The sequence below is a fragment of the Streptomyces poriferorum genome (assembly GCF_019399235.1).
Classification (GTDB): Bacteria; Actinomycetota; Actinomycetes; order Streptomycetales; family Streptomycetaceae; genus Streptomyces; species Streptomyces poriferorum.
Genome location: NZ_JAELVH010000037.1, coordinates 1 through 20,793 on the forward strand (window position 1 = coordinate 1; position 20,793 = coordinate 20,793).

13 protein-coding genes are annotated in these 20,793 nt (G+C 70.8%); 8 read left to right on the plus strand and 5 right to left on the minus strand.

What is annotated here, in order from left to right; genetic code table 11:
* Positions 1 to 174 precede the first annotated feature (174 nt).
* Positions 175 to 2,778 carry an alpha-glucan family phosphorylase gene (gene glgP, locus JGS39_RS09745; protein ID WP_219568361.1) on the plus strand — a complete coding sequence of 868 codons (2,604 nt, stop codon included), beginning with the start codon at positions 175 to 177 and terminating at the stop codon, positions 2,776 to 2,778.
* Positions 2,779 to 3,014: 236 nt separating this feature from the next.
* On the plus strand, positions 3,015 to 4,238 hold the full coding sequence (locus tag JGS39_RS09750; protein ID WP_219568362.1) for an alginate lyase family protein: 1,224 nt from the start codon (positions 3,015 to 3,017) through the stop codon (positions 4,236 to 4,238).
* A gap of 77 nt (positions 4,239 to 4,315) precedes the next feature.
* On the opposite strand, the gene JGS39_RS09755 is transcribed toward JGS39_RS09750, so the two are convergent.
* The 3 genes from JGS39_RS09755 to JGS39_RS09765 all read right to left on the minus strand — a co-directional run bounded on the left by JGS39_RS09755 (position 4,316) and on the right by JGS39_RS09765 (position 10,551).
* Positions 4,316 to 6,340 carry a M4 family metallopeptidase gene (locus JGS39_RS09755; RefSeq protein ID WP_219568363.1) on the minus strand — a complete coding sequence of 675 codons (2,025 nt, stop codon included), beginning with the start codon at positions 6,338 to 6,340 and terminating at the stop codon, positions 4,316 to 4,318.
* 456 nt (positions 6,341 to 6,796) lie between these two features.
* Positions 6,797 to 8,683, minus strand: a complete 1,887-nt coding sequence (locus tag JGS39_RS09760; protein ID WP_219568364.1) for an ABC transporter ATP-binding protein — start codon at positions 8,681 to 8,683, stop codon at positions 6,797 to 6,799.
* Complete coding sequence (locus JGS39_RS09765) at positions 8,680 to 10,551, minus strand: ABC transporter ATP-binding protein (protein WP_219568365.1); 1,872 nt, start codon at positions 10,549 to 10,551, stop codon at positions 8,680 to 8,682. The genes JGS39_RS09760 and JGS39_RS09765 overlap by 4 nt, the downstream gene beginning before the upstream one ends.
* A gap of 177 nt (positions 10,552 to 10,728) precedes the next feature.
* Between JGS39_RS09765 and JGS39_RS09770 the strand changes: the two genes are divergently transcribed.
* From JGS39_RS09770 to JGS39_RS09785, 4 genes are read left to right on the plus strand one after another with little or no spacing between them, the layout of a single operon-like run.
* The gene (locus JGS39_RS09770) at positions 10,729 to 11,667 is read left to right on the plus strand and encodes an ABC transporter ATP-binding protein (RefSeq protein WP_219568366.1); all 939 of its coding nucleotides are present in this window, start codon (positions 10,729 to 10,731) and stop codon (positions 11,665 to 11,667) included.
* 1 nt (position 11,668) lies between these two features.
* Positions 11,669 to 12,451 (plus strand): ABC transporter permease, encoded by a 783-nt coding sequence (locus JGS39_RS09775; RefSeq protein ID WP_219568367.1) that lies wholly within the window; start codon positions 11,669 to 11,671, stop codon positions 12,449 to 12,451.
* Positions 12,452 to 12,474: 23 nt separating this feature from the next.
* Positions 12,475 to 13,791, plus strand: coding sequence for a sensor histidine kinase (locus tag JGS39_RS09780; RefSeq protein ID WP_219568368.1), 1,317 nt, complete (start codon positions 12,475 to 12,477; stop codon positions 13,789 to 13,791).
* Positions 13,758 to 14,408 (plus strand): response regulator, encoded by a 651-nt coding sequence (locus JGS39_RS09785; protein ID WP_219568369.1) that lies wholly within the window; start codon positions 13,758 to 13,760, stop codon positions 14,406 to 14,408. The genes JGS39_RS09780 and JGS39_RS09785 overlap by 34 nt, the downstream gene beginning before the upstream one ends.
* Positions 14,409 to 14,411: 3 nt before the next feature.
* Here JGS39_RS09785 and glgX read toward each other — a convergent pair whose 3' ends face one another.
* Positions 14,412 to 16,679: a glycogen debranching protein GlgX gene (glgX, locus tag JGS39_RS09790; protein ID WP_219568370.1), complete on the minus strand. Its 2,268-nt coding sequence runs from the start codon at positions 16,677 to 16,679 to the stop codon at positions 14,412 to 14,414.
* Between the two features lie 152 nt (positions 16,680 to 16,831).
* Between glgX and JGS39_RS09795 the strand changes: the two genes are divergently transcribed.
* Together JGS39_RS09795 and JGS39_RS09800 are read left to right on the plus strand one after the other, a co-directional pair.
* On the plus strand, positions 16,832 to 18,064 hold the full coding sequence (locus tag JGS39_RS09795) for a L,D-transpeptidase (RefSeq protein ID WP_219568371.1): 1,233 nt from the start codon (positions 16,832 to 16,834) through the stop codon (positions 18,062 to 18,064).
* A 269-nt stretch (positions 18,065 to 18,333) separates the two neighbouring features.
* Positions 18,334 to 19,587 carry a L,D-transpeptidase gene (locus tag JGS39_RS09800; RefSeq protein WP_219568372.1) on the plus strand — a complete coding sequence of 418 codons (1,254 nt, stop codon included), beginning with the start codon at positions 18,334 to 18,336 and terminating at the stop codon, positions 19,585 to 19,587.
* A gap of 136 nt (positions 19,588 to 19,723) precedes the next feature.
* Here JGS39_RS09800 and JGS39_RS09805 read toward each other — a convergent pair whose 3' ends face one another.
* Positions 19,724 to 20,443 carry a helix-turn-helix domain-containing protein gene (locus JGS39_RS09805; RefSeq protein ID WP_236064185.1) on the minus strand — a complete coding sequence of 240 codons (720 nt, stop codon included), beginning with the start codon at positions 20,441 to 20,443 and terminating at the stop codon, positions 19,724 to 19,726.
* Positions 20,444 to 20,793 lie beyond the last annotated feature (350 nt).

Sequence of the window (20,793 nt, forward strand, 5' to 3'; positions counted from 1 at the left end):
GACCCGGGAGGGACCGGCGGCGGGGGCGGGCGGACCACCAGGGGTCGCACCACCCGCCCCGGCCGTGCGCCGTGGCTGCGGCCCACCGCACACCGCTACCGTCGAGGGTGACGGAGCGGCGCACACAGCGGTGCGTCCCCTCGGATTCGTACGTCCCCTGTAAAGGTGGAATACGTGAAGGCCATTCGTCGATTCACCGTGCGTCCCGTCCTCCCCGATCCCCTACAACCGCTCAGCGACCTCGCGCGCAACCTGCGCTGGTCCTGGCACACCGAGACCCGAGAGCTCTTCCAGGCAGTCGACCCGGTGGCCGGCCGGACGGCGGAGTGCGACCCCGTGCGCCTGCTCGGCGCCGTGTCCGCCGGGCGCCTGGCCGAGCTGTCCCGGGACGAGCAGTTCCTGCACCGGCTCAGCGAGGTGTCCGCCGACCTCCGGGAGTACCTGGAGGGCCCCCGGTGGTACCAGGAGCAACGTGCCCAGGGCGACGGGCTCCCCGCCGCCATCGCCTACTTCTCGCCCGAGTTCGGAGTGACGGCGGCCCTGCCGCAGTACTCCGGCGGACTCGGCATCCTCGCCGGAGACCACCTGAAGGCCGCCAGCGACCTGGGCGTCCCCCTCGTCGGCGTCGGCCTGCTCTACCGCCACGGCTACTTCCGCCAGAGCCTGTCGCGCGACGGCTGGCAGCAGGAGCGCTATCCCGTCCTCGACCCGAACGAACTACCGCTCACGCTCGTGCGCGAAACCGACGGGACGCCCAGCCAGGTCGTCCTGTCCCTCCCCGGCGGCCGCTCCCTGCACGCCCAGATCTGGCAGGCCCAGGTGGGCCGGGTACCGCTGCTCATGCTCGACTCCGACGTCGAGGACAACGCCCCGCTCGAACGCGAGGTCACCGACCGGCTCTACGGCGGCGGCAGCGAACACCGGCTGCTCCAGGAGATACTGCTGGGCATCGGCGGAGTACGCGCGGTGCGGACCTACTGCCGGCTCACCGGCCACCCCGACCCCGAGGTCTTCCACACCAACGAGGGGCACGCCGGCTTCCTCGGCCTCGAACGCATCCGCGAGCTCTCCGGAACCGGCCTCGACTTCGACTCCGCGGTGGAGTCCGTCCGCGCCGGCACCGTCTTCACCACCCACACCCCGGTCCCGGCCGGCATCGACCGCTTCGACCGCGGCCTGGTCGCCCGCCACTTCGGCGACGACGGCGAACTGCCCGGCGTCGCGGCCGACCGCATCCTGCACCTGGGCACGGAGACGTACGAGGGCGGCGACCCCGGCGTCTTCAACATGGCGGTCATGGGGCTCCGGCTCGCCCAGCGCGCCAACGGGGTCTCCACCCTCCACGGCGCCGTCAGCCGGGAGATGTTCGCCGGACTCTGGCCGGGCTTCGACCCGCCGGAGGTGCCCATCACCTCCGTCACCAACGGGGTCCACGCGCCCACCTGGGTCGCGCCCGAGGTCTACCGGCTGCGCACCGAGTCCGGGGGCACCCCCGGCCGGTGGGACTCCGTCGCCGAGATCCCCGACCGGCAGCTCTGGGACCTGCGCCGCACCCTGCGCGAACAACTGGTCACCGAGGTGCGGGAGAGGCTGCGCGCCTCCTGGCTGACCCGCGGCGCACAGGCTGCCGAACTCGGGTGGATCGACGGGGTGCTGGACCCGGGCGTGCTGACCATCGGCTTCGCCCGCCGGGTGCCCTCGTACAAGCGGCTGACGCTGATGCTGCGCGACCGGGACCGGCTGCGGGCGCTGCTCCTGCACCCCGAGCGCCCGGTCCAGATCGTCGTGGCGGGCAAGGCGCACCCGGCCGACGACAGCGGGAAGCGCCTGGTCCAGGAGCTGGTCCGGTTCGCCGACGACCCCAGGGTGCGCCACCGCATCGTCTTCCTGCCCGACTACGGGATGGCGATGGCCCAGAAGCTCTACCCGGGCTGCGACGTCTGGCTGAACAACCCGCTGCGCCCGCTGGAGGCCTGCGGTACGAGCGGGATGAAGGCGGCGCTCAACGGCTGCCTCAACCTGTCCGTCCTCGACGGCTGGTGGGACGAGTGGTTCGAGCCGGACTTCGGCTGGGCGATCCCCACGGCCGACGGTTCCGCGCTGGACGAGGACCGGCGCGACGACCTGGAGGCGGGTGCGCTCTACGAGCTGATCGAGGACCGGGTCGCACCGCGCTTCTACGACCAGGGCGAGGAGGGGCTCCCCGGGCGCTGGATCGAGATGGTCCGCAGCACCCTGGGCACGCTGGGCCCCAAGGTGCTGGCCGACCGGATGGTCCGTGAGTACGTGGAGCGGCTGTACGCCCCCGCGGCGCAGGCCCGGCGCACGCTGGATCCCGCCGCGGCACGGGAGCTCGCCGGCTGGAAGGCCAGAGTGCGGGCGGCCTGGCCGCGGGTGGCCGTCGACCATGTCGAGGCGGTGACGCCCACCGCGGCCGGCGGCTCGGCCGAACTGGGTGCCACGCTGGCGCTGCGGGTCCGGATCAGCCTCGGGACGCTGGAGCCGGACGACGTGGAGGTGCAGGCGGTGGCCGGCCGCGTCGACTCCGCCGACGCGATCTCGGACGCCCAGGTCTTCCCGCTGAAACCGGCGGGCGGCCAGGACCTGGAGGGCCGCTGGCTGTACGACGGTCCGCTCGCCCTCGACCGCACGGGCCCGTACGGCTACACGGTACGGGTGCTGCCGGCCCACCGGCTGCTGGCCACCGGCGCCGAACTCGGCCTGGTCGCCCAGCCGACGGAGGCGACGGGCGAGGGCGCGGGCGTGCTGATGCGCTGACGTCGCGCGTTGCCGAGGGCCCGGCTCCCCTGGGCGGTTTCCAGGGGAGCCGGGCCCTTCTGCCGCGGGGTGCCGGTCCTTCGCCTTCTGAACACAAGACCTTGACGTGTTCATGGGATGCCTTTAGGTTCCTCACTCATTGCAGCGTTCACAACTCGACTCGGTGTTCATGGATATGAACACCCGCAGTTCCGGGTCGAGTTGCCGACCTCCTCCGTACCGGAAGGCACCCCCACATGCGCACCGGAACCATCGGGCGCGGCCTCGGCCTCGCCACCGCCCTCGCGGCCCTGCTCACCGGCGTCTTCATGGCGCCGGCCTCGGCCGGCCGGGCCGCCCCGGACCAGGCACCCGCAGCGGCGCGGGCCGCCGCCCCCGCGGCCTTCACCCACCCCGGCGTGCTCGTCAGCCGCCCCCAGCTCGACTTCGTCCGCGCCAAGGTGCAGGCCGGGGCGCAGCCCTGGAAGAGCGCGTACGACCAGATGATGGGGAGCAAGTACGCCTCGCTCGGCCGGACGGCGAAACCCCGCGCCGTCGTGGAGTGCGGCTCGTACTCCAACCCCAACTACGGCTGCACCGACGAGCGCGAGGACGCGATAGCCGCGTACACCCTCTCGCTGGCCTGGTACATCACCCAGGACAGCCGCTACGCCGCGAAGGCCGTCGAGATCATGGACGCCTGGTCGGCCGTGATCAAGGACCACACCAACAGCAACGCCCCCCTCCAGACCGGCTGGGCAGGCTCCTCCTGGCCGCGTGCCGCCGAGATCATCAAGTACACCTACAGCGGCTGGCCGAACGCGGGCCGCTTCGCCACCATGCTGCGCACCGTCTACCTCCCGAAGGTCATCAACGGCTCGAACAGCAACGGCAACTGGGAACTGAGCATGACCGAGGCCGCGATCGGCATCTCCGTCTTCCTGGACGACCGGACCTCGTACGACAAGGCCGTGAGCAAGTTCCGCGGACGTGTTCCCGCGTACATCTACGTGACCGCGGACGGTTCGCTGCCGAAGGCCGCGCCCGGCAGCGGTCTGGACACCCGTGACGAGATCATCGGCTACTGGCAGGGCCAGTCGACCTTCGTGGACGGCCTCTCGCAGGAGACCTGCCGCGACCTGACCCACACCGGATACGGCCTGTCCGCGATCTCGCACATCGCGGAGACCGGCCGGATCCAGGGGCAGGACCTCTACCCGGAGATCGCCGACCGGCTGCGCCACGCCCTCGGCCTGCACGCCAAGTACCAGCTGGGGGCGGCCGTTCCGTCGTCGCTCTGCGGAGGGTCGCTCAAGGACAGCCTCGGTCCGGTCACCGAGGTCGGCTTCAACGCGCTGCACAACCGGATGGGCATCGCGATGACCAACACCCAGACCCTCACCGAGCAGCAGCGGCCCGCCGGGTCCAACAACCTGTTCGTCGCCTGGGAGACCCTGACCCACGCGAACAACCCGAACTGAGTACGCAGCCGCCCGGGAGGAGTGATCTCCTCCCGGGCGGCTGCCGTATCAGTCGCGCGTCACGCGGTCGCGATGGTTCAGAAGGTCAGCTTGAAGCTGTTGATCTTGCCGGTGTCGCCCGAGTAGACGTCCTGGACCTTGAGCTTCCAGGTGCCGTTCGCCACCTCCGAGGAGGCGTTGACGGTGTACGTCGTCTTGACGTTGTCCACCGAGTCGCTCGACGAGGAGTTCTTCAGGCGGTAGGCGGTGCCGTCCGGGGCGACGAGGTCGATGACCAGGTCACCGCGGTAGGTGTGGGTGATGTCCACGCCGACCTTGAGGGTGCTGGGGGCGTTGCCGGTGCGGCCGGTGACGGCGACCGAGCTGGTGACGGCCGAACCGGCGTCCGGGATGGAGACGGCCGTGGCGTTCTCGAAGACCGTGCCGCCGGGGTCGGTGCCGCCGGGACGGGTACCGACGTTGATGCCGGCCCAGGCGTTGGCGACGGCGGTGTACTCGGCGCTGGTCGTGCCGTACAGCTCACCGGCCGCGGCGAGCGTGCCCGTGCGGGCGGCCGCGTAGTTGGTCGTGGAGGTGAACTTGGTGGTGAGCGCCTTGAACCAGATCAGCGCGGCCTTGTCGCGGCCGATGCCGGTCACCGGCAGGCCGTCGGAGGTCGGGGAGTCGTAGGAGACGCCGTTGATGGTCTTGGCGCCGCTTCCCTCCGAGAGGAGGTAGAAGAAGTGGTTGGCCGGGCCCGACGAGTAGTGCACGTCGACGTTCCCGATGCCCGAGTACCAGGCGTCCTTGGAGGCGCCGTCCTTGCTCGGCTTGTCCTGGTAGCGCAGCGGGGTGCCGTCGCCGTTGATGTCGATCTTCTCACCGATGAGGTAGTCGCCCTTGTCGGTGGTGTTGTTCGCGTAGAACTCCACGGCGGTGGCGAAGATGTCGCTGGTCGCCTCGTTGAGGCCACCGGACTCACCGCTGTAGTTCAGGTCCGCGGTGTTGGAGGTGACGCCGTGCGTCATCTCGTGCGCGGCCACGTCCAGCGCGGTCAGCGGGGAGGCGTTGCCGCTGCCGTCGCCGTACGTCATGCAGAAGCAGCTGTCGTCCCAGAAGGCGTTGACGTAGTTGTTGCCGTAGTGGACGCGGGAGTACGCGCCGACGCCGTCGCCCTTGATGCCGTTGCGGCCGTGGACGTTCTTGTAGTAGTCCCACGTCTCGGCGGCGCCGTAGTGGGCGTCCGCCGCCGCGGTCTCCGCGTTCGAGGCGAGGCCGTTGCCCCACACGTCGTCGGAGCCGGAGAAGAGGGTGCCCGTGCCGGACGTACCGTGGTTCAGGTTGTACGTCTTGTGGTTGCCGCGCGTGGTGTCGGTCAGCGTGTACGACGGGGCGGTGCCCAGCGTGACCTGCCCGCTGTACTCCGTGTTGCCGACGCCGTTCTCGATGGCCTGCCACTCGTAGAGCTTCGCTCCGGAGGTGGCATCGGTGATGACGTGGAGGGCGTTCGGGGTGCCGTCCTCCTGGAGTCCGCCGACCACGGTCTCGTAGGCGAGCTGCGGCGTGCCCGACGCCATCCAGACGACCTTGCGGGGCGCCTTGTCGGCCGCGGTCTTCGACGAACCGTCCGCCTTGGCCAGGCCGACGGCCTGCTTCTCGGCGGTCGCCGGGGCCACGTCAGCGGTCAGGTCGACGGCCTTGAGCTGCGCCGAGGTGGTCCTGGACGCCTTGGTGACGCTCTTCGTCGCGCCGGCCTTCGACTCCTGGACGACCAGGTCGCCGCCGAGGACGGGGAGTCCGCCGAAGGTGCGCTCGTAACGGGTGTGCGTGGTGCCGTCGTTGTCCTGGATGACGTCCTTGACGACGAGCTTCTCCTGCGAGCCGAGCCCGAGCTTCTTGGCCGCGGCCGAGGTGCCGGCGCTCGCTTCGCGGATCAGTTCGGCCCGCTGCGAGGGCGAGAGCTGCTTGGCCAGTGCGCCGGGATTGGGCTGTGAGGCCGAGGCCTGTGCGCTGCCGCCCGGTGTGGCGGTGGCGGTGCCGGTCTGGACTCCTACGGCGAGGAGGGCTGCTGCGGCTATCAGAGCGCCGGTCGCGGTGGTACGACGGCTGAGCGTGGATCTCACGCGGACTCCTTCTGCGAGGGGGGTACCGGCGGCTGGGTGAGCCGTCCGGGCAGAGCAAGCAGTGCGCAGAACGGGGTGAACAGTGTCAGCAGATGGCGTTGCCTGTCAGGACCGCGTCAACAAGTTGGCCGGAATTCGTCCGTTGCCGGAATGGTCATGTTCGTTAAGCGGACGTTTCGCCGATCATCGCCGCGAGGTCATCCGGGGCCCCGGAAGCCCAAATGTGAAGAGGGCGTTGAGGTAGAGGCCGAAGGTGACGTGTTCGAAAAGTTTGTGAAGAACAGGGAAGTGACCACCTGGCGAGACGGCCGGCAACTGTGGCTCGTTCCGCGCCCTCCGGCTCGCTTCCGGGCCCCCGCACCCGCCGGCTCGCTTCGTGGCTGCCCGCACCCGCCGGAACGGCCGGCCCCACCGGCCGGGCGCTCCGGCCGCCCGGCCCGGTCCAGGTGAGGCGCCCTACGCCAGGCTCTCCCGCCATGCCCGGTGCAGACCGGCGAACCGGCCGGTGCCGCCGATCAGTCCGGCCGGGGCGCCGTCCTCCACGATGCGGCCGTGCTCCATCACCAGGACCCGGTCCGCGATCTCCACGGTCGACAGCCGGTGGGCGATGACCACCGCGGTGCGGCCGTGCAGCACGGTGTCCATCGCCCGCTGCACCGCCCGCTCGCCAGGGATGTCCAGGGAGCTCGTCGCCTCGTCGAGGATCAGGACCGCCGGATTGGCGAGCAGGGCACGGGCGAACGCGACCAACTGGCGCTGACCTGCCGAGATCCGGCCGCCCCGCTTGCGTACGTCCGTGTCGTACCCGTCGGGCAGACCGGCGATGAAGTCATGGGCGCCGATCGCCTTGGCGGCCTGCTCGATCTCCGCGCGGGTCGCGTCCGGGCTGCCGATCGCGATGTTCTCCGCGACCGTGCCGGAGAACAGGAAGGCCTCCTGCGTCACCATCACCACCCCGCGCCGCAGCTCGGGGGTGGCGAGGTCCCGCAGATCGGTGCCGTCCAGCAGCACCCGTCCCTCGGTCGGGTCGTAGAAGCGGGCCAGTAGCTTGGCCAGCGTCGACTTGCCCGCCCCCGTCGAACCGACCACGGCGACCGTCTGGCCGGCCGGAACGGTCAGATCGAAGCGCGGCAGCACCTCACCACCCGTGCGATAGGAGAAGCTCACCCCGTCGAAGACCACCTCGCGGCCCGGGTGTTCGTCCACCGACGCAGGCAGCTCCCGGGGCTCCAGGGCCTCGGGGACGGTGGGCGTCTGGGCCAGCAGCCCCGCGATCTTCTCCAGCGAAGCCGCCGCCGACTGGTAGGAGTTGAGGAACATGCTGAGCCGGTCGATCGGGTCGTAGAGCCGCCGCAGATACAGGACCATCGCGGCCAGCACACCGAGGGCGAGGCTTCCGGAGGCGACGCGGTAGGCACCCCACAGTACGATTCCGGCCACGGCGGTGTTGGCCACCAGCCGGGACCCGACGACATAGCGCGCGTTCTCCAGCATCGCGTCGCCGTTCGTGCGCCGGTGCTCGTGGTTCAGCTTCCGGAAGACCTCGTCGTTGACCGGCTCCCGGCGGAACGCCTGGACGGGCCGGATCCCGTTCATCGTCTCCGCGAACTTCACGATCACCGCCGCGATCGCCGTCGACCGCGACGCGAAGATCACCGCGGCCCGGCGCTGATAGAGCCGCACCAGCAGGTACAGCGGCACGAAGGACAGGACGGCGACGGCACCCGTGCCGAAGTCGAGCCAGAGCAGCATCAGGGAGATGGAGACGAAGGAGAGGACGACACCGATCAGCTCCTGAAGGCCCTCGCTGAGCAGTTCCCGCAGCGACTCCACATCGGTGGTGGAACGGGAGATCAGCCGCCCCGAGGTGTACCGCTCGTGGAAGTCCACGCTCAGCGCCTGCGCATGGCGGAAGATCCGGCCCCGCAGATCGAGCAGCACGTCCTGGTTGACCCGGGCGGAGGCCTTGATGAAGGCGTACTGCATGGCGCCCGCACCGGCAGAGCAGAGCGCGTAGCCGAGGGCCACCGCGATCAGCGGCCCGTAGTCCTCGTCCCGGAACGCGGGCACCCCGCTGTCGATGGCGTACGCCACCAGCAACGGCCCCGCCTGCACCGCGGCCTGCTGGATCAGCAGGAACAGCGCGGCGACCACGACCCGGCCCCGCAGCGGCCGCAGCAGCGACACGAGCAGCGCGCGGGTGGCGCCGCGCGGGGTGGGCAGGTCGTCGCGGTCGAAGGGGTCCCCGGCGCGCTCGGCGGGTACGACGGCCACCGCTTCCGGGGACCCGCTCTCCTCGCTGTCGCCCGGCTCCGTGGGACGGCCGGTCGTGGTGCTCGTCATCGGGTGCTGCTCTCCTCGGCAGGGGCGTGGGCGCCCGGAAGGTCATCGGCCGTCGGGCCCGGAGGGGACGCCGCGGCGGGTTCCCCGCCGCCCGTGACGCCCGCGCCGGACATCAGCCAGGCGTACTCGGCGTTGCTGCGCAGCAGTTCCTGATGGGTGCCGACCGCGCTGATCCGGCCCTCCGTCAGCAGCGCCACCCGGTCGGCGAGCATCACGGTGGACGGCCGGTGCGCGACCACGATCGCCGTGGTCTCCTCCAGCACGCGCCTCAGCGCCGCCTCGACGAGCGTCTCCGTGTGCACGTCCAGCGCGGAGAGCGGGTCGTCCAGCACCAGGAACCGCGGCCGGCCGACCACGGCCCTCGCCAGTGCCAGACGCTGGCGCTGGCCGCCGGAGAGGCTGAGGCCCTGCTCGCCGACCTGGGTGTCGATACCGTGCGGCAGATCGTGGACGAATTCGGCCTGCGCGACCGACAGGGCCCGCCGCAACTCCTCCTCGCCCCCGCCGCCGGCGCCCATCAGCACGTTCTCCCCGACGCTCGCGGAGAAGAGCGTCGGCTCCTCGAACGCCACCGACACCAGCTCGCGCAGCCGCTCACGCGGCATGGCGGTGATGTCCTCGCCGTCCAGCGTGATCCGCCCCGACGTGGCGTCGTGCAGCCGGGGCACGAGCGCGGTGAGTGTCGTCTTGCCGGATCCGGTGGCCCCGACCAGGGCCATCGTCTCGCCCGGCCGGATCCGCAGATCGATCCGCTTCAGGACGGGGACGGAATCCTCCTCCGCGTCCGGGTAGCGGAACCCGACCCCCTCGAAGACCATGCCGCCGGCCTCGGGCTGCTCATCGCGGGCAGCGCCCCCGGACACGGAGGTGTCCTCCTCCTCCGCCACGTCCATCACCTCGAAGAACCGCTCGGTCGCCGTCGCCGACTCCTGGCTCATCGCGAGCAGGAAGCCGATCGACTCGACCGGCCACCGCAGCGCCAGCGCCGTGGAGAGGAAGGCGACCAGGGTGCCCGCCGACAGACCCCCGTCCGCGACCTGGATCGTGCCGAGCACCAGCGCGGCCCCGATCGCGAGTTCGGGGATCGTCGTGATGAGCGCCCAGATACCCGCGAGCAGCCGTGCCTTGCCGAGCTCCGTGGTGCGCAGCCGCTCGGAGAGTGCCCGGAAGGCGAGCGCCTGGCTGCGGTGCCGGCCGAAGCCCTTGATGATGCGGATGCCGAGCACGCTCTCCTCGACCACCGTCGTCAGATCGCCCACCTGGTCCTGGGCCCTGCGCGCCACCACCGAGTACTTGGTCTCGAAGACCGAGCAGATGATGACCAGCGGCACGACAGGGACGAGCAGTACCAGTCCGAGCGTCCACTCCTGGATCAGCAGGATCACGAAACCGACGAGGATCGTGGTGGTGTTGACCAGCAGAAAGGTCAGCGGAAAGACCAGGAACATCCGCAGCAGCATCAGATCCGTGGTGCCGCGCGACAGCAGCTGACCCGAGGACCACCGGTCGTGGAAGGCCACCGGCAGCCGCTGAAGATGCCGGTAGAGGTCCGCCCGCATCGAGGCCTCGACGCCGGCCAGCGGACGCGCCACCATCCATCGCCGCACCCCGAACAGGACCGCCTCGGTGATCCCCAGCAGCAGCAGGAACAGCGCGCCGAGCCAGACACCGCCCGGGTCCTGGTGGGCGACCGGGCCGTCGACGATCCACTTCAGTACGAGCGGGATCACCAGGCCGAGACACGAGGCGACGATCGCGATCAGGGCGGCACCGAACAGACGGGTCCGTACCGGCTTCACATATGGCCACAGCCGCAGCAGGGACTGCACGGCGGACCGGTCCTTGGGCTCTACATGTTCTTCGGGCATCAGGGGCGAGCCTACGTTTCACCACTGACATCGCTCACCTGTTTTTCCCCACAGGGTCCAGGCGCGACGGAGCATGGCCCAGGACGGTCGTAGTGCGGCATCAACCGATCGGCGGATGCCGGTTCGAGCGCGTCGGCGGATGCCGCGGAGGGCCTTGCGCCCGCGATGCTCGCAGGCATGGCAATCATCGAGGTGAACGGGGTGCGGAAGACCTACGCGGGCCGCCCCGTGGTCGACGGGGTGAGCTTCTCCGTGGACGAGGGGGAGATCTTCGGGATTCTCGGCCCCAACGGCGCGGGCAAGACCACCATCGTCGAATGCGTGGAGGGCCTGCGCGTCCCCGACGCCGGTACGGTCCGGGTCGCCGGTCTCGACCCCGTCGCGGACCACGACCGCGTGACCCTCCTGCTGGGCGCGCAGCTCCAGGAGAGCGAACTCCAGCCGAAGATCACGGTGGGCGAGGCGCTGGAGCTCTACAGCGCGTTCTACCCGCACCCCGCCGACTGGCGCCCGCTCGCCGAACGGCTCGGGCTGCACACCATGCTGAGCACCCGGTTCGGCCGGCTCTCCGGCGGCCAGAAACAACGCCTGTCCATCGCGATGGCCCTCGTCGGCAACCCCCGGGTCGTGGTCCTCGACGAGCTGACCACCGGGCTGGACCCGCGTGCACGGCGCGACACCTGGCAGTTGATCGAAGACGTACGGGGCAGCGGGGTCACCGTGGTGCTGGTCACCCACTTCATGGAGGAGGCCCAGCGCCTCTGCGACCGGATCGCGGTGATCGACCGGGGCACACTCGCCGCCCTCGACACCCCGTCCGGACTGATCGCCAGGACCGGCAGCTCCACAGCCATCTCCTTCACCCCCTCCGAGCCGCTCCCCGACGCCGAACTGTCCGGGCTGCCCGGTGCGAGCTCGTACGAGAACAGGAACGGACGGATCTCCATCAACGGCACCGACGAGACCGTCAACGCCGTCATCTCGCTGCTGGCCCGGCTCCGGATCACCGCGCAACAGCTCCGCGTCGCCGAAGCCACCCTGGACGACGCCTTCCTCGACCTGACCGAGCACCCCGGCCCCGCGGACGAGCGCGGACTGACAGAACAGGCAGCCTGAGATGGCCACGGCGAACACCGTCCCCGCGCCCCGCACCGCCCCCTCGCGCTCCTCGCTCGCGGTCCTGAGGTCCGAGGCCCGGCTCTTCCTCCGCGAGCCCGGCAGCCTGTTCTGGATCCTCGCCTTCCCGACCGTACTCCTGACGATCCTCGGCCTGATCCCGTCCTTCCGGGAGCACGACGACGCGCTCGGCGGGCGCCGCGTCATCGACCTGTACGTACCCGTGGCCGTGCTGCTCGCCATGATCATGGCCGGTCTGCAGGCGATGCCGCCCGTACTCACCGGCTACCGCGAACGCGGGATCCTGCGCCGCATGTCCACCACCCCCGTGCGGCCCTCCGCGGTGCTCGGCGCGCAGATCGTCCTGCACGGCGCAGCCGCGCTCGGCTCCACCCTGCTGGTGATGGCCGTCGGCCGGATCGCCTTCGGAGTGCGGCTGCCGGGGCAGCCGTTCGGGTATCTGCTCGGGCTGCTGCTGGCCGTCGCCTGCGTGCTGGCGCTGGGCGCGCTGGTCTGTGCCGTCTCGCGCACCACCAAGATCGCGGCCGCCATCGGCTCGGCCGTCTTCTTCCTGATGATGTTCACCGCGGGCGTCTGGGTGCCGGTGCAGGTCATGCCCGACGTACTCCGCCACATCGTCCAGGTCACCCCGTTCGGCGCGGCGTCCCAGGTGCTGGACCGTGCCGCCACGGGTGCCTGGCCGAGCTGGGCGTACCTCGGGGTGGTGGCGCTGTGGACCGTGCTGGCGGCGGCGGGCGCGATCCGTACGTTCCGATGGGAGTGAACGGAACGGGGCAGACTTCACCCATGAAGACGGGGGAGACGACAGCGGAGCAGTGGTGGGAGCGGTTCTTCCGGCACGGACCGTACGCACTGCTCGGCCTGGCCGCGGGAGTCTCGGCCGTGACCAGCGGGCTCATCATGTCCCGCACGGACGTGTACGCCGTAGCGGTGCTCTTCCCGGCAGCGCTCGCCCTCCAGCTCCTGTGGAGCCGGTTCCCGGCGGAGCAGGGATCACCCGCGGCCCAGTGCCACTTCGTCGTCCGTACTCTGCTGGCCCTCGGACTGACCTGGTGCAACCCGTTCTTCTCGATCTACGCGGTGCTGGGCTACTTCGACTCGGGCCGGCTGCTTCCGGAGCGGCGCGTGCGGGCCGGGCTGCTGGCCACCGCCGTCATCATGGCGGGCGCGCAGTCCGGCAGCGGCCTGCCGCCGGCCACCTTCATGAACTGGGTCGTCTTCGGCATCGTGCTGGCTGTGCACGTGAGCCTCACCATGGTCTTCGCCCAGATCGGCAACCGGGAGGCCGAGCAGGCGCGTACCCGGACCGACACCATCACCGCACTGGAGTCGGCCAACGCCCGGCTCGAACAGGCCCTGGCGGAGAACGCCGGCCTGCACGCCCAACTCCTCGTGCAGGCACGCGAGGCCGGGGTGGCCGACGAGCGGAGCCGGCTGGCCGCGGAGATCCACGACACGATCGCCCAGGGCCTCACCGGCATCATCGCCCAGCTCCAGGCCGTGACCTCCACGGCCGGGACCGACCCCGCGCTCGCCGGTGAGCACCTCGCCCGGGCCGCCGCACTCGCCCGGCACAGCCTCGGCGAGGCGCGCCGCTCCGTGCACAACCTCGTTCCGTCGGCGCTGGAACACGACGACCTGCCCGGAGCCCTGAAGAAGACGGTGGCCACCTGGTCGGAACGGACCGGGGTCCGGGCCGAGTTCACCGTCACCGGCGCCGCCGAGCCCTTGCACGACGAGGTCGGCGCCACCCTGCTGCGCATCGCGGAGGAGGCCCTGGCCAACGCGGCCCGGCACGCCGGGGCGTCCAGGGCCGGCATCACCCTGTCCTACATGGGCGACGAGATATCGCTGGACGTACGGGACGACGGCCGCGGCTTCGACCCGGCCGCGCTGCCGCCGTACCGGGGCGCCGGCGGATTCGGGCTCGGCGGCATGCGGGCGCGCGCCGAACGCATCGCGGGCACGGTCGAGGTGGAGACCGGCCCCGGCCTCGGCACCGCGGTCTGCGCCCGGGTCCCGATGGTCCGCCGGGCCCAGGGCACTTCGGCACAGTACGGTGGGCCGCTATGGACCGGGAACCCGCACGCGTCATCACGTTGATCGTCGTCGACGACCACCCCGTCGTACGGGACGGACTGCGCGGCATGTTCGAGTCGGCGGCGGAGTTCCGGGTGCTGGGTGAGGCGGCCGACGGTGTCGAGGGCGTCGACATGGCCGCCCGGCTCGACCCCGACGTCGTGCTCATGGACCTGCGGATGCCGGGCGGCGGCGGAGTCGCGGCGATCGCCGAACTGACCCGGCGCGGCGCCCGGTCCCGGGTCCTGGTCCTCACCACGTACGACACCGACTCCGACACCCTGCCCGCGATCGAGGCGGGTGCCACCGGCTATCTGCTCAAGGACGCGCCCCGCGACGAGCTCTTCACCGCCGTCCGTGCCGCCGCCGACGGGCGCACCGTCCTGTCGCCCGCCGTCGCCTCCCGGCTGATCTCACGGGTGCGTACTCCGCTCGCGCCCGGCCACGAGACGCTGTCCGCGCGGGAGCGCGAGGTACTCCGGCTCGTCGCCCGGGGCACGTCGAACCGCGAGATCGCCGCCGAGCTGTTCATCAGCGAGGCGACCGTGAAGACCCACCTCACCCATGTCTTCGCCAAACTGGGCGCCAAGGACCGTGCCGCCGCGGTCGCGGTCGCGTACGAGCGCGGCATCCTCGGCTGACCGTCACGACCGCACCCGCAGCAGCAGCACCGAGCGCGCCGGCACCTCGAAGACCGCGCCGCCCTCGTGGACCGTGCCCGGTGCGGCGGACTGGTCCTCCCGCGAGGTGTCCAGGACCAGTTCGTACGCGTCCGCCCACGGCGGTCCCGGCAGCAGGAAGTCGGCGGGACGGTCCCCGGCGTGCAGCACCGCGAGGAAGCTGTCGTCGGTCACCTGCTCGCCCCGGGCGTCGCGGCCCGGGATGTCGCGGCCTGAGAGGTAGAGCCCGACCGTGGCGGCCGGTGCGTACCAGTCCTCCTCCGTCATCTCCGCGCCCTGCCGGGTGAACCACGCCAGGTCCCGCAGCCCGTCGGGCGCCTGGGACCGCCCGGAGAAGAACGCCCGGCGCCGCAGTACCGGATGGGTGTGGCGCAGCGCCAGCACCCGGGACGTCAGCTCGGTCAGCTCCCGCCACTGCGGCTGTTCCAGCAGCGACCAGTCCACCCAGCCGATCTCGTTGTCCTGGCAGTAGGCGTTGTTGTTGCCGTCCTGGGTGCGGCCCATCTCGTCGCCCGCGACGAGCATCGGCACCCCCGTGGAGAGCAGGAGCGTGGTGAGAAGGTTGCGCAGCTGGCGGCGGCGCAGCGCGTTGACACCCGCGTCTTCGGTCTCGCCCTCGACGCCGCAGTTCCAGGCCCGGTTGTCCGAGGTGCCGTCCCGGTTGCCCTCGCCGTTGGCCTCGTTGTGCTTGTGCTCGTAGCTCACCAGGTCGCGCAGGGTGAACCCGTCGTGCGCGGTGACGAAGTTGACGGAGGCGTACGGCCGCCGGCCGCCCCAGGCGTACAGGTCGCTCGACCCGGTCAGCCGGTAGCCCAGATCGCGCACGTCCGGGAGGGCGCCTCGCCAGAAGTCCCGTACGGCGTCCCGGTAGCGGTCGTTCCACTCGGTCCACAGCGGGGGGAACGCCCCGACCTGGTACCCGCCGTTGCCGACGTCCCACGGTTCGGCGATCAGCTTCACCCGGCGCAGCACCGGGTCCTGGGCGATCACCGCGAGGAAGGGGGACAGCATGTCGACGTCGTGCATCGAACGGGCCAGCGCCGCGGCCAGGTCGAAACGGAATCCGTCGACGCCCATCTCCGTCACCCAGTACCGCAGCGAGTCGGTGATCAGCCGCAGTACGTTCGGCTGCACCACGTGCAGGGTGTTGCCGCAGCCCGTGTAGTCCGCGTATCTGCGGGCGTCGGCCTGGAGCCGGTAGTAGCCGCGGTTGTCGATGCCGCGCAGCGACAGCATCGGGCCCAGTTCGCCCGCCTCGGCCGTGTGGTTGTAGACGACGTCGAGGATCACCTCGATCCCCGCGTCGTGCAGGGCGCGCACCATCCGCTTGAACTCGCCGACCTGTTCGCCCGCCGTGCCGCTCGCGGAGTACGCGGCGTGCGGGGCGAAGTACCCGATCGAGTTGTAGCCCCAGTAGTTGCGCAGCCCGCGCCGCAGCAGATGGTCCTCGTGGGCGAACTGGTGCACCGGCAGCAGCTCCACGGCCGTCACCCCGAGGCGCCGCAGGTGGCCGATGGCCGCCGGGTGCGCGAGCCCCGCGTAGGTGCCGCGCAGCTCCTGGGGGATACCGGGGTGGCGGGCGGTGAAGCCGCGGACGTGCAGCTCGTAGATGACGGAGTCGGCCCAGGGCGTCTTGGGGCGGCGGTCCTCGGCCCAGTCGTCGTCGTCATGGACGACGACCCCCTTGGGGACGTACGGAGCGGAGTCCCGTTCGTCGCGCACGGTGTCGGCGACATGCTGCTGGGGCCAGTCCCTCACATGGCCGTACACCTCGGCCGGAAGGGTGAAATCGCCGTCGACCGCCCGAGCGTACGGATCGAGGAGCAGCTTCGCCGCGTTCCACCGGGCGCCGGTCCACGGATCCCAGCGGCCGTGCACCCGGTAGCCGTAGCGCCGGCCGGGGCGTACGCCGGGCACGAAACCGTGCCAGATCTCGTGGGTCAGTTCGGCCAGCGGGAGTCGGGTCTCGGTGCCGTCCTCGTCGAAGAGGCAGAGTTCGACGGCCTCCGCTCCGCCGGCCCAGAGGGCGAAGTTTGTGCCCGCGACCCCGTCGGGGCCCACTCTGAAGCGGGCTCCCAGAGGGGTCGGCGCCCCCGGCCACACCGCGGGCGCCCGCTGCGCGGGGCCGGTGGCCCGGCCGGATCCGGTGGCCGGCGCAGGCTCCGCCGCCGCCGTCCCGGACGGCCCCGTGGCCGTCCTCGGCACTGCCTCCTGCTCGGCTGCGCTCGACACCTGCTGCCTCCCGCGGCTCATGGGACCGGCACCGGAAATGGGGTGTGCGGCGTCCCGGCCGCGGCTCCCCGAGTGTGGTCGTCCCCTCTGTTCTGCCCACGAGGGGGCCCGCACTCACGTTTCCCCCGGACCGCCCCCGTCGTTGGGGGGACGTGAACCACGTAGCGAAGAAGGCAGGGGCGAGCCCGGCGACCGTGAAGGCCCGGTCGGGACTGCTCGCCGTACTGGCCGTACTGGCTGTCCTGACGGGCTGCTCGGGTACGGATTCGATCATCGGCGGGAAGTCCCGCTCGCCGCAGGAAGCCATCCGGATCACCCCGCAGGACGGGGCCGGCGACGTCGCGCCGGACACCCGGGTCGAGGTGAAGGTGCCCGACGGGCGGCTGGAGAGCGTCGAGGTGACCCGGATCGAGGACGCGCAGCAGCAGGAGGTGCGTGGCCTGATCGCCGAGGACGGGCTCTCCTGGTCCCCGCAGGGGGTGTCCGCCCGGCTCGGGCTCGCCGCCAAGTACAGCGTCGACGTGGTGGCCGTGGACGGTGCGGGGCACCGCGCGGCCCGCCACACCACCTTCACCACGGAGGTCCCAGGGCACCGCTTCATCGGGTACTTCAAACCGGAGAACCGGTCGACGGTCGGCACCGGCATGATCGTCTCCTTCGCGTTCAACCGGCCCGTCACCCGTCGCGCGGCCGTGCAGCGGGCCATCCGGGTGACGGCCGATCCGGCGGTGGAGATCGCGGGGCACTGGTTCGGCGACAAGCGGCTGGACTTCCGCCCGGCCGCCTACTGGCAGCCGGGCACCGAGGTGACCGTCGAGGTGGGGCTGCGCGATGTGGAGGGGGCGCCGGGGGTGTACGGCAGCCAGCGCAAGACGGTCCGGTTCACCATCGGCCGGGAGCAGGTGTCCCGGGTGGACTCGGCCGCGCACACGATGGAGGTGCGCCGGGACGGACAGCTCGTCTCCTCCGTCCCGATCACCGCGGGCTCCCCGACGACGACCACGTACAACGGGAAGATGGTGGTCAGCGAGATGCACGAGGTGACACGGATGGACGGGCGGACCGTCGGCTTCGGCGGTGAGTACGACATCAAGGACGTCCCGCACGCCATCCGGCTCACCGAGTCCGGCACCTTCCTGCACGGCAACTACTGGTCCGACGAAGACATCTTCGGTTCGACCAACGTCAGCCACGGCTGCATCGGGCTGCGCGACGTGCAGGGCGGCAGCGGCTCCACCCCGGCCGGCTGGTTCTTCGACCGGACGCTGATCGGGGACGTCGTCGAGGTCGTCAACTCCAAGGACAAGAAGGTCGCTCCGGACAACGGTCTGGGCGGCTGGAACATGGACTGGAAGCGCTGGAAGGCGGGTTCCGCACTCCGCTGACACCCGGGGGCGTCCCCCCGGTCCCTCTCGACGGCGCGGCCGCTTCGGCCGCGCCGTCCGGCGTACCGGCCCCATGGCGGCGGCAGCGCGCCCGACCAGGCGAAGTCCTGGGGCGAGTTGGGACTGAACGGTGACATTCCGGAGGAGATCTGCCCGCAGTCGGTGTGATTATCTTTCGCTGAGCGCGCGTGTGCAGCGTGCGGGGGTGGGAGCCTGCGGGCTCCCTGGGGCCTTGGCGGGACCAGGCCGTGTGAGGGGAGACGACCACATTGAACGGGCAGCCGATATCGGGGGCATCGGCCGGGGCGGACAGCAGGCGGCGGGGGCGAGGGTCCACGGGTCTGGCGGCTCTGGTACTGGGCGCGCTGCTGTTGCTGGTGACGGCGTGCGGCGGGGGAGACACCGACGGCGGGAGCAAGGGCGGCAAGGCGGTCGGAGCGGGGACCGGGGACACCACGGCCTCGCAGGCCGTCGTGAACATCGTGCCGAAGGACGGCGCCGACTCCGTCGCCACGAGCGGGGCGCTGAAGATCTCGGCCGAGCAGGGGAAGCTGGCCACGGTCAAGGTCTCCGACCCGAAGGGGGCCGAGGTCGAGGGGAAGATCGCGGCCGACGGTACGAGCTGGGCGCCGGAGCGGCACCTGGCGTCGGCGACGAAGTACACCGTCCACGCGGTCGCCAAGGACGTGAAGGGCCGTGAGTCGGCGAAGGACACCACCTTCACCACGCTGGTCCCGAAGAACACCTTCATCGGGCAGTACACCCCGGAGGACGGTTCCACGGTCGGCGTCGGAATGCCCGTCTCGATCCACTTCACCCGGGGCATCACCGACCCGGAGTCGGTCGAGCGGGCCATCGAGGTGACGGCCGAACCCGCCGTCGAGATCGAGGGCCACTGGTTCGGCAACGACCGTCTGGACTTCCGTCCCGAGGACTACTGGGCCGCGGGCACCAAGGTGACCGTGAAGCTCGACCTCGACGGTGTCGAGGGACGTCCGGGGGTCTACGGCAAGCAGGCCAAGACGGTCTCGTTCACCGTCGGACGCCGGCAGGTCAGCACCGTCGACGCGGAGTCGCACCGGATGAAGGTCGTCCGCGACGGCAGGCAGATCAAGGACATCCCGATCTCGGCGGGCGCCCCGGCCACCACCACGTACAACGGCCAGATGGTCATCAGCGAGAAGCTCCGGGTGACCCGGATGAACGGTGACACCGTGGGCTTCGGCGGCGAGTACGACATCAAGGACGTGCCGCACGCGATGCGCCTGTCCACGTCGGGCACGTTCATCCACGGCAACTACTGGGGCGGTTCGGGCATCTTCGGCTCGACCAACACCAGCCACGGCTGTGTCGGTCTGCAGGACGCGCGCGGTGCCGGTGACCCGAGCACTCCGGCTGCCTGGTTCTTCAACAGCTCCCTCATCGGGGACGTCGTGGTCGTCAAGAACTCCCACGACAGCACCATCCAGCCGGACAACGGTCTCAACGGCTGGAACATGAGCTGGTCGGAGTGGACCAAGTAGGGCCCGGCACCGGGCACGAACGCGACGTCGGCTCCCAGGACCTCGGTGAGGTACTGGGAGCCGACGTCGTTCTGCGCGAGGGGCGGCACAGCGGAATTCCGGCGGACACTCGATACGTACGCAACCGTCCGGTTCGTTACGTGAGTGATGTTCCGGGCTCTGCGGAGGGCGACGGCCCTTCCGTGGCGCGGGAATTATTCGGTGAGGCGGAAAAGTTCTCCGCCAGGCCTGTCGGGTCCGCCGGAAAAGGGTCGTCGACGAGGCCCGCCCGGGTCAGGACAACACCGGCTTGGAAACGGCTGATGGCGCCCTGTTCATCCATGATTTCCGCTATATGCCGACGGCAGGTGCGGACCGATATGCCGAGTCGGCGAGCCACCATTTCGTCCTTGTGGCCCATCGCCATAAGGCGCACTATCGACTTCTTGAGGGCGTCGATCGTGTGCGGGGTGTCCTTTGCGTCGGGAATGAGCGGGCATGCGGTGTTCCACAGGTTCTCGAAAGCGGCACAGGCGAACGCCACCATCGCCGGGTCCCGCACCGCGACCGCCGCCGTCATGCCGGCCTCCCCCGAGGAGTCCGGTGAGTGGGGCAGGACGAGGGTTTCGCGGTCGAAGGCGACGAGCGGATCGATCAGTTCGGCGCTGGTCCTGACCTCGGCCCCGTGCTGGGTCAGCTCCCGGACCAGAGCGCGTGTGACCAGGTCGCCGCGTACGGCGTGCTGGTAGATCAGCCGGGCCCGCACTCCGCGGCCCAGCAGGTCCAGGGCGATGGTCCGGGCGGCCGGGAACGCGTGACAGGGGCGGGCGCCGCTCGGCAGTACGAGGAGGAGTTCTCGCTCGCAGCGGCTGCTCATCCCGCTGACCAGTGTGTGAAAGGCCGTGACGCCCGCGGGGCCGCCTGCCGTGAAGGGCGGAGGGTCCACCGGGGCCGGCCGTCTCTCGTCGCGGTCGAACGGTGGCCCGCCGCCGCGGATGCGTTGCGACGGTGCGCCGTGGTCCAGTGGTGTGCGTTCCCCGACCGAGTGGGACCCTCTGGCTGCCGGCATTCGCTGCTCCCCCTTGCGCCCGCAGGTCGTTCGGGCGTCAACTATAAGGTATCCAGATTTCGTGAAAAGAAATGGAGTGCAAATCCACTCACGAGTGATCCGAGAGTACGGCCAAGCAGTGGAGAGAGGGAATACGCAAAGTTTCGCAACGGGTGGCG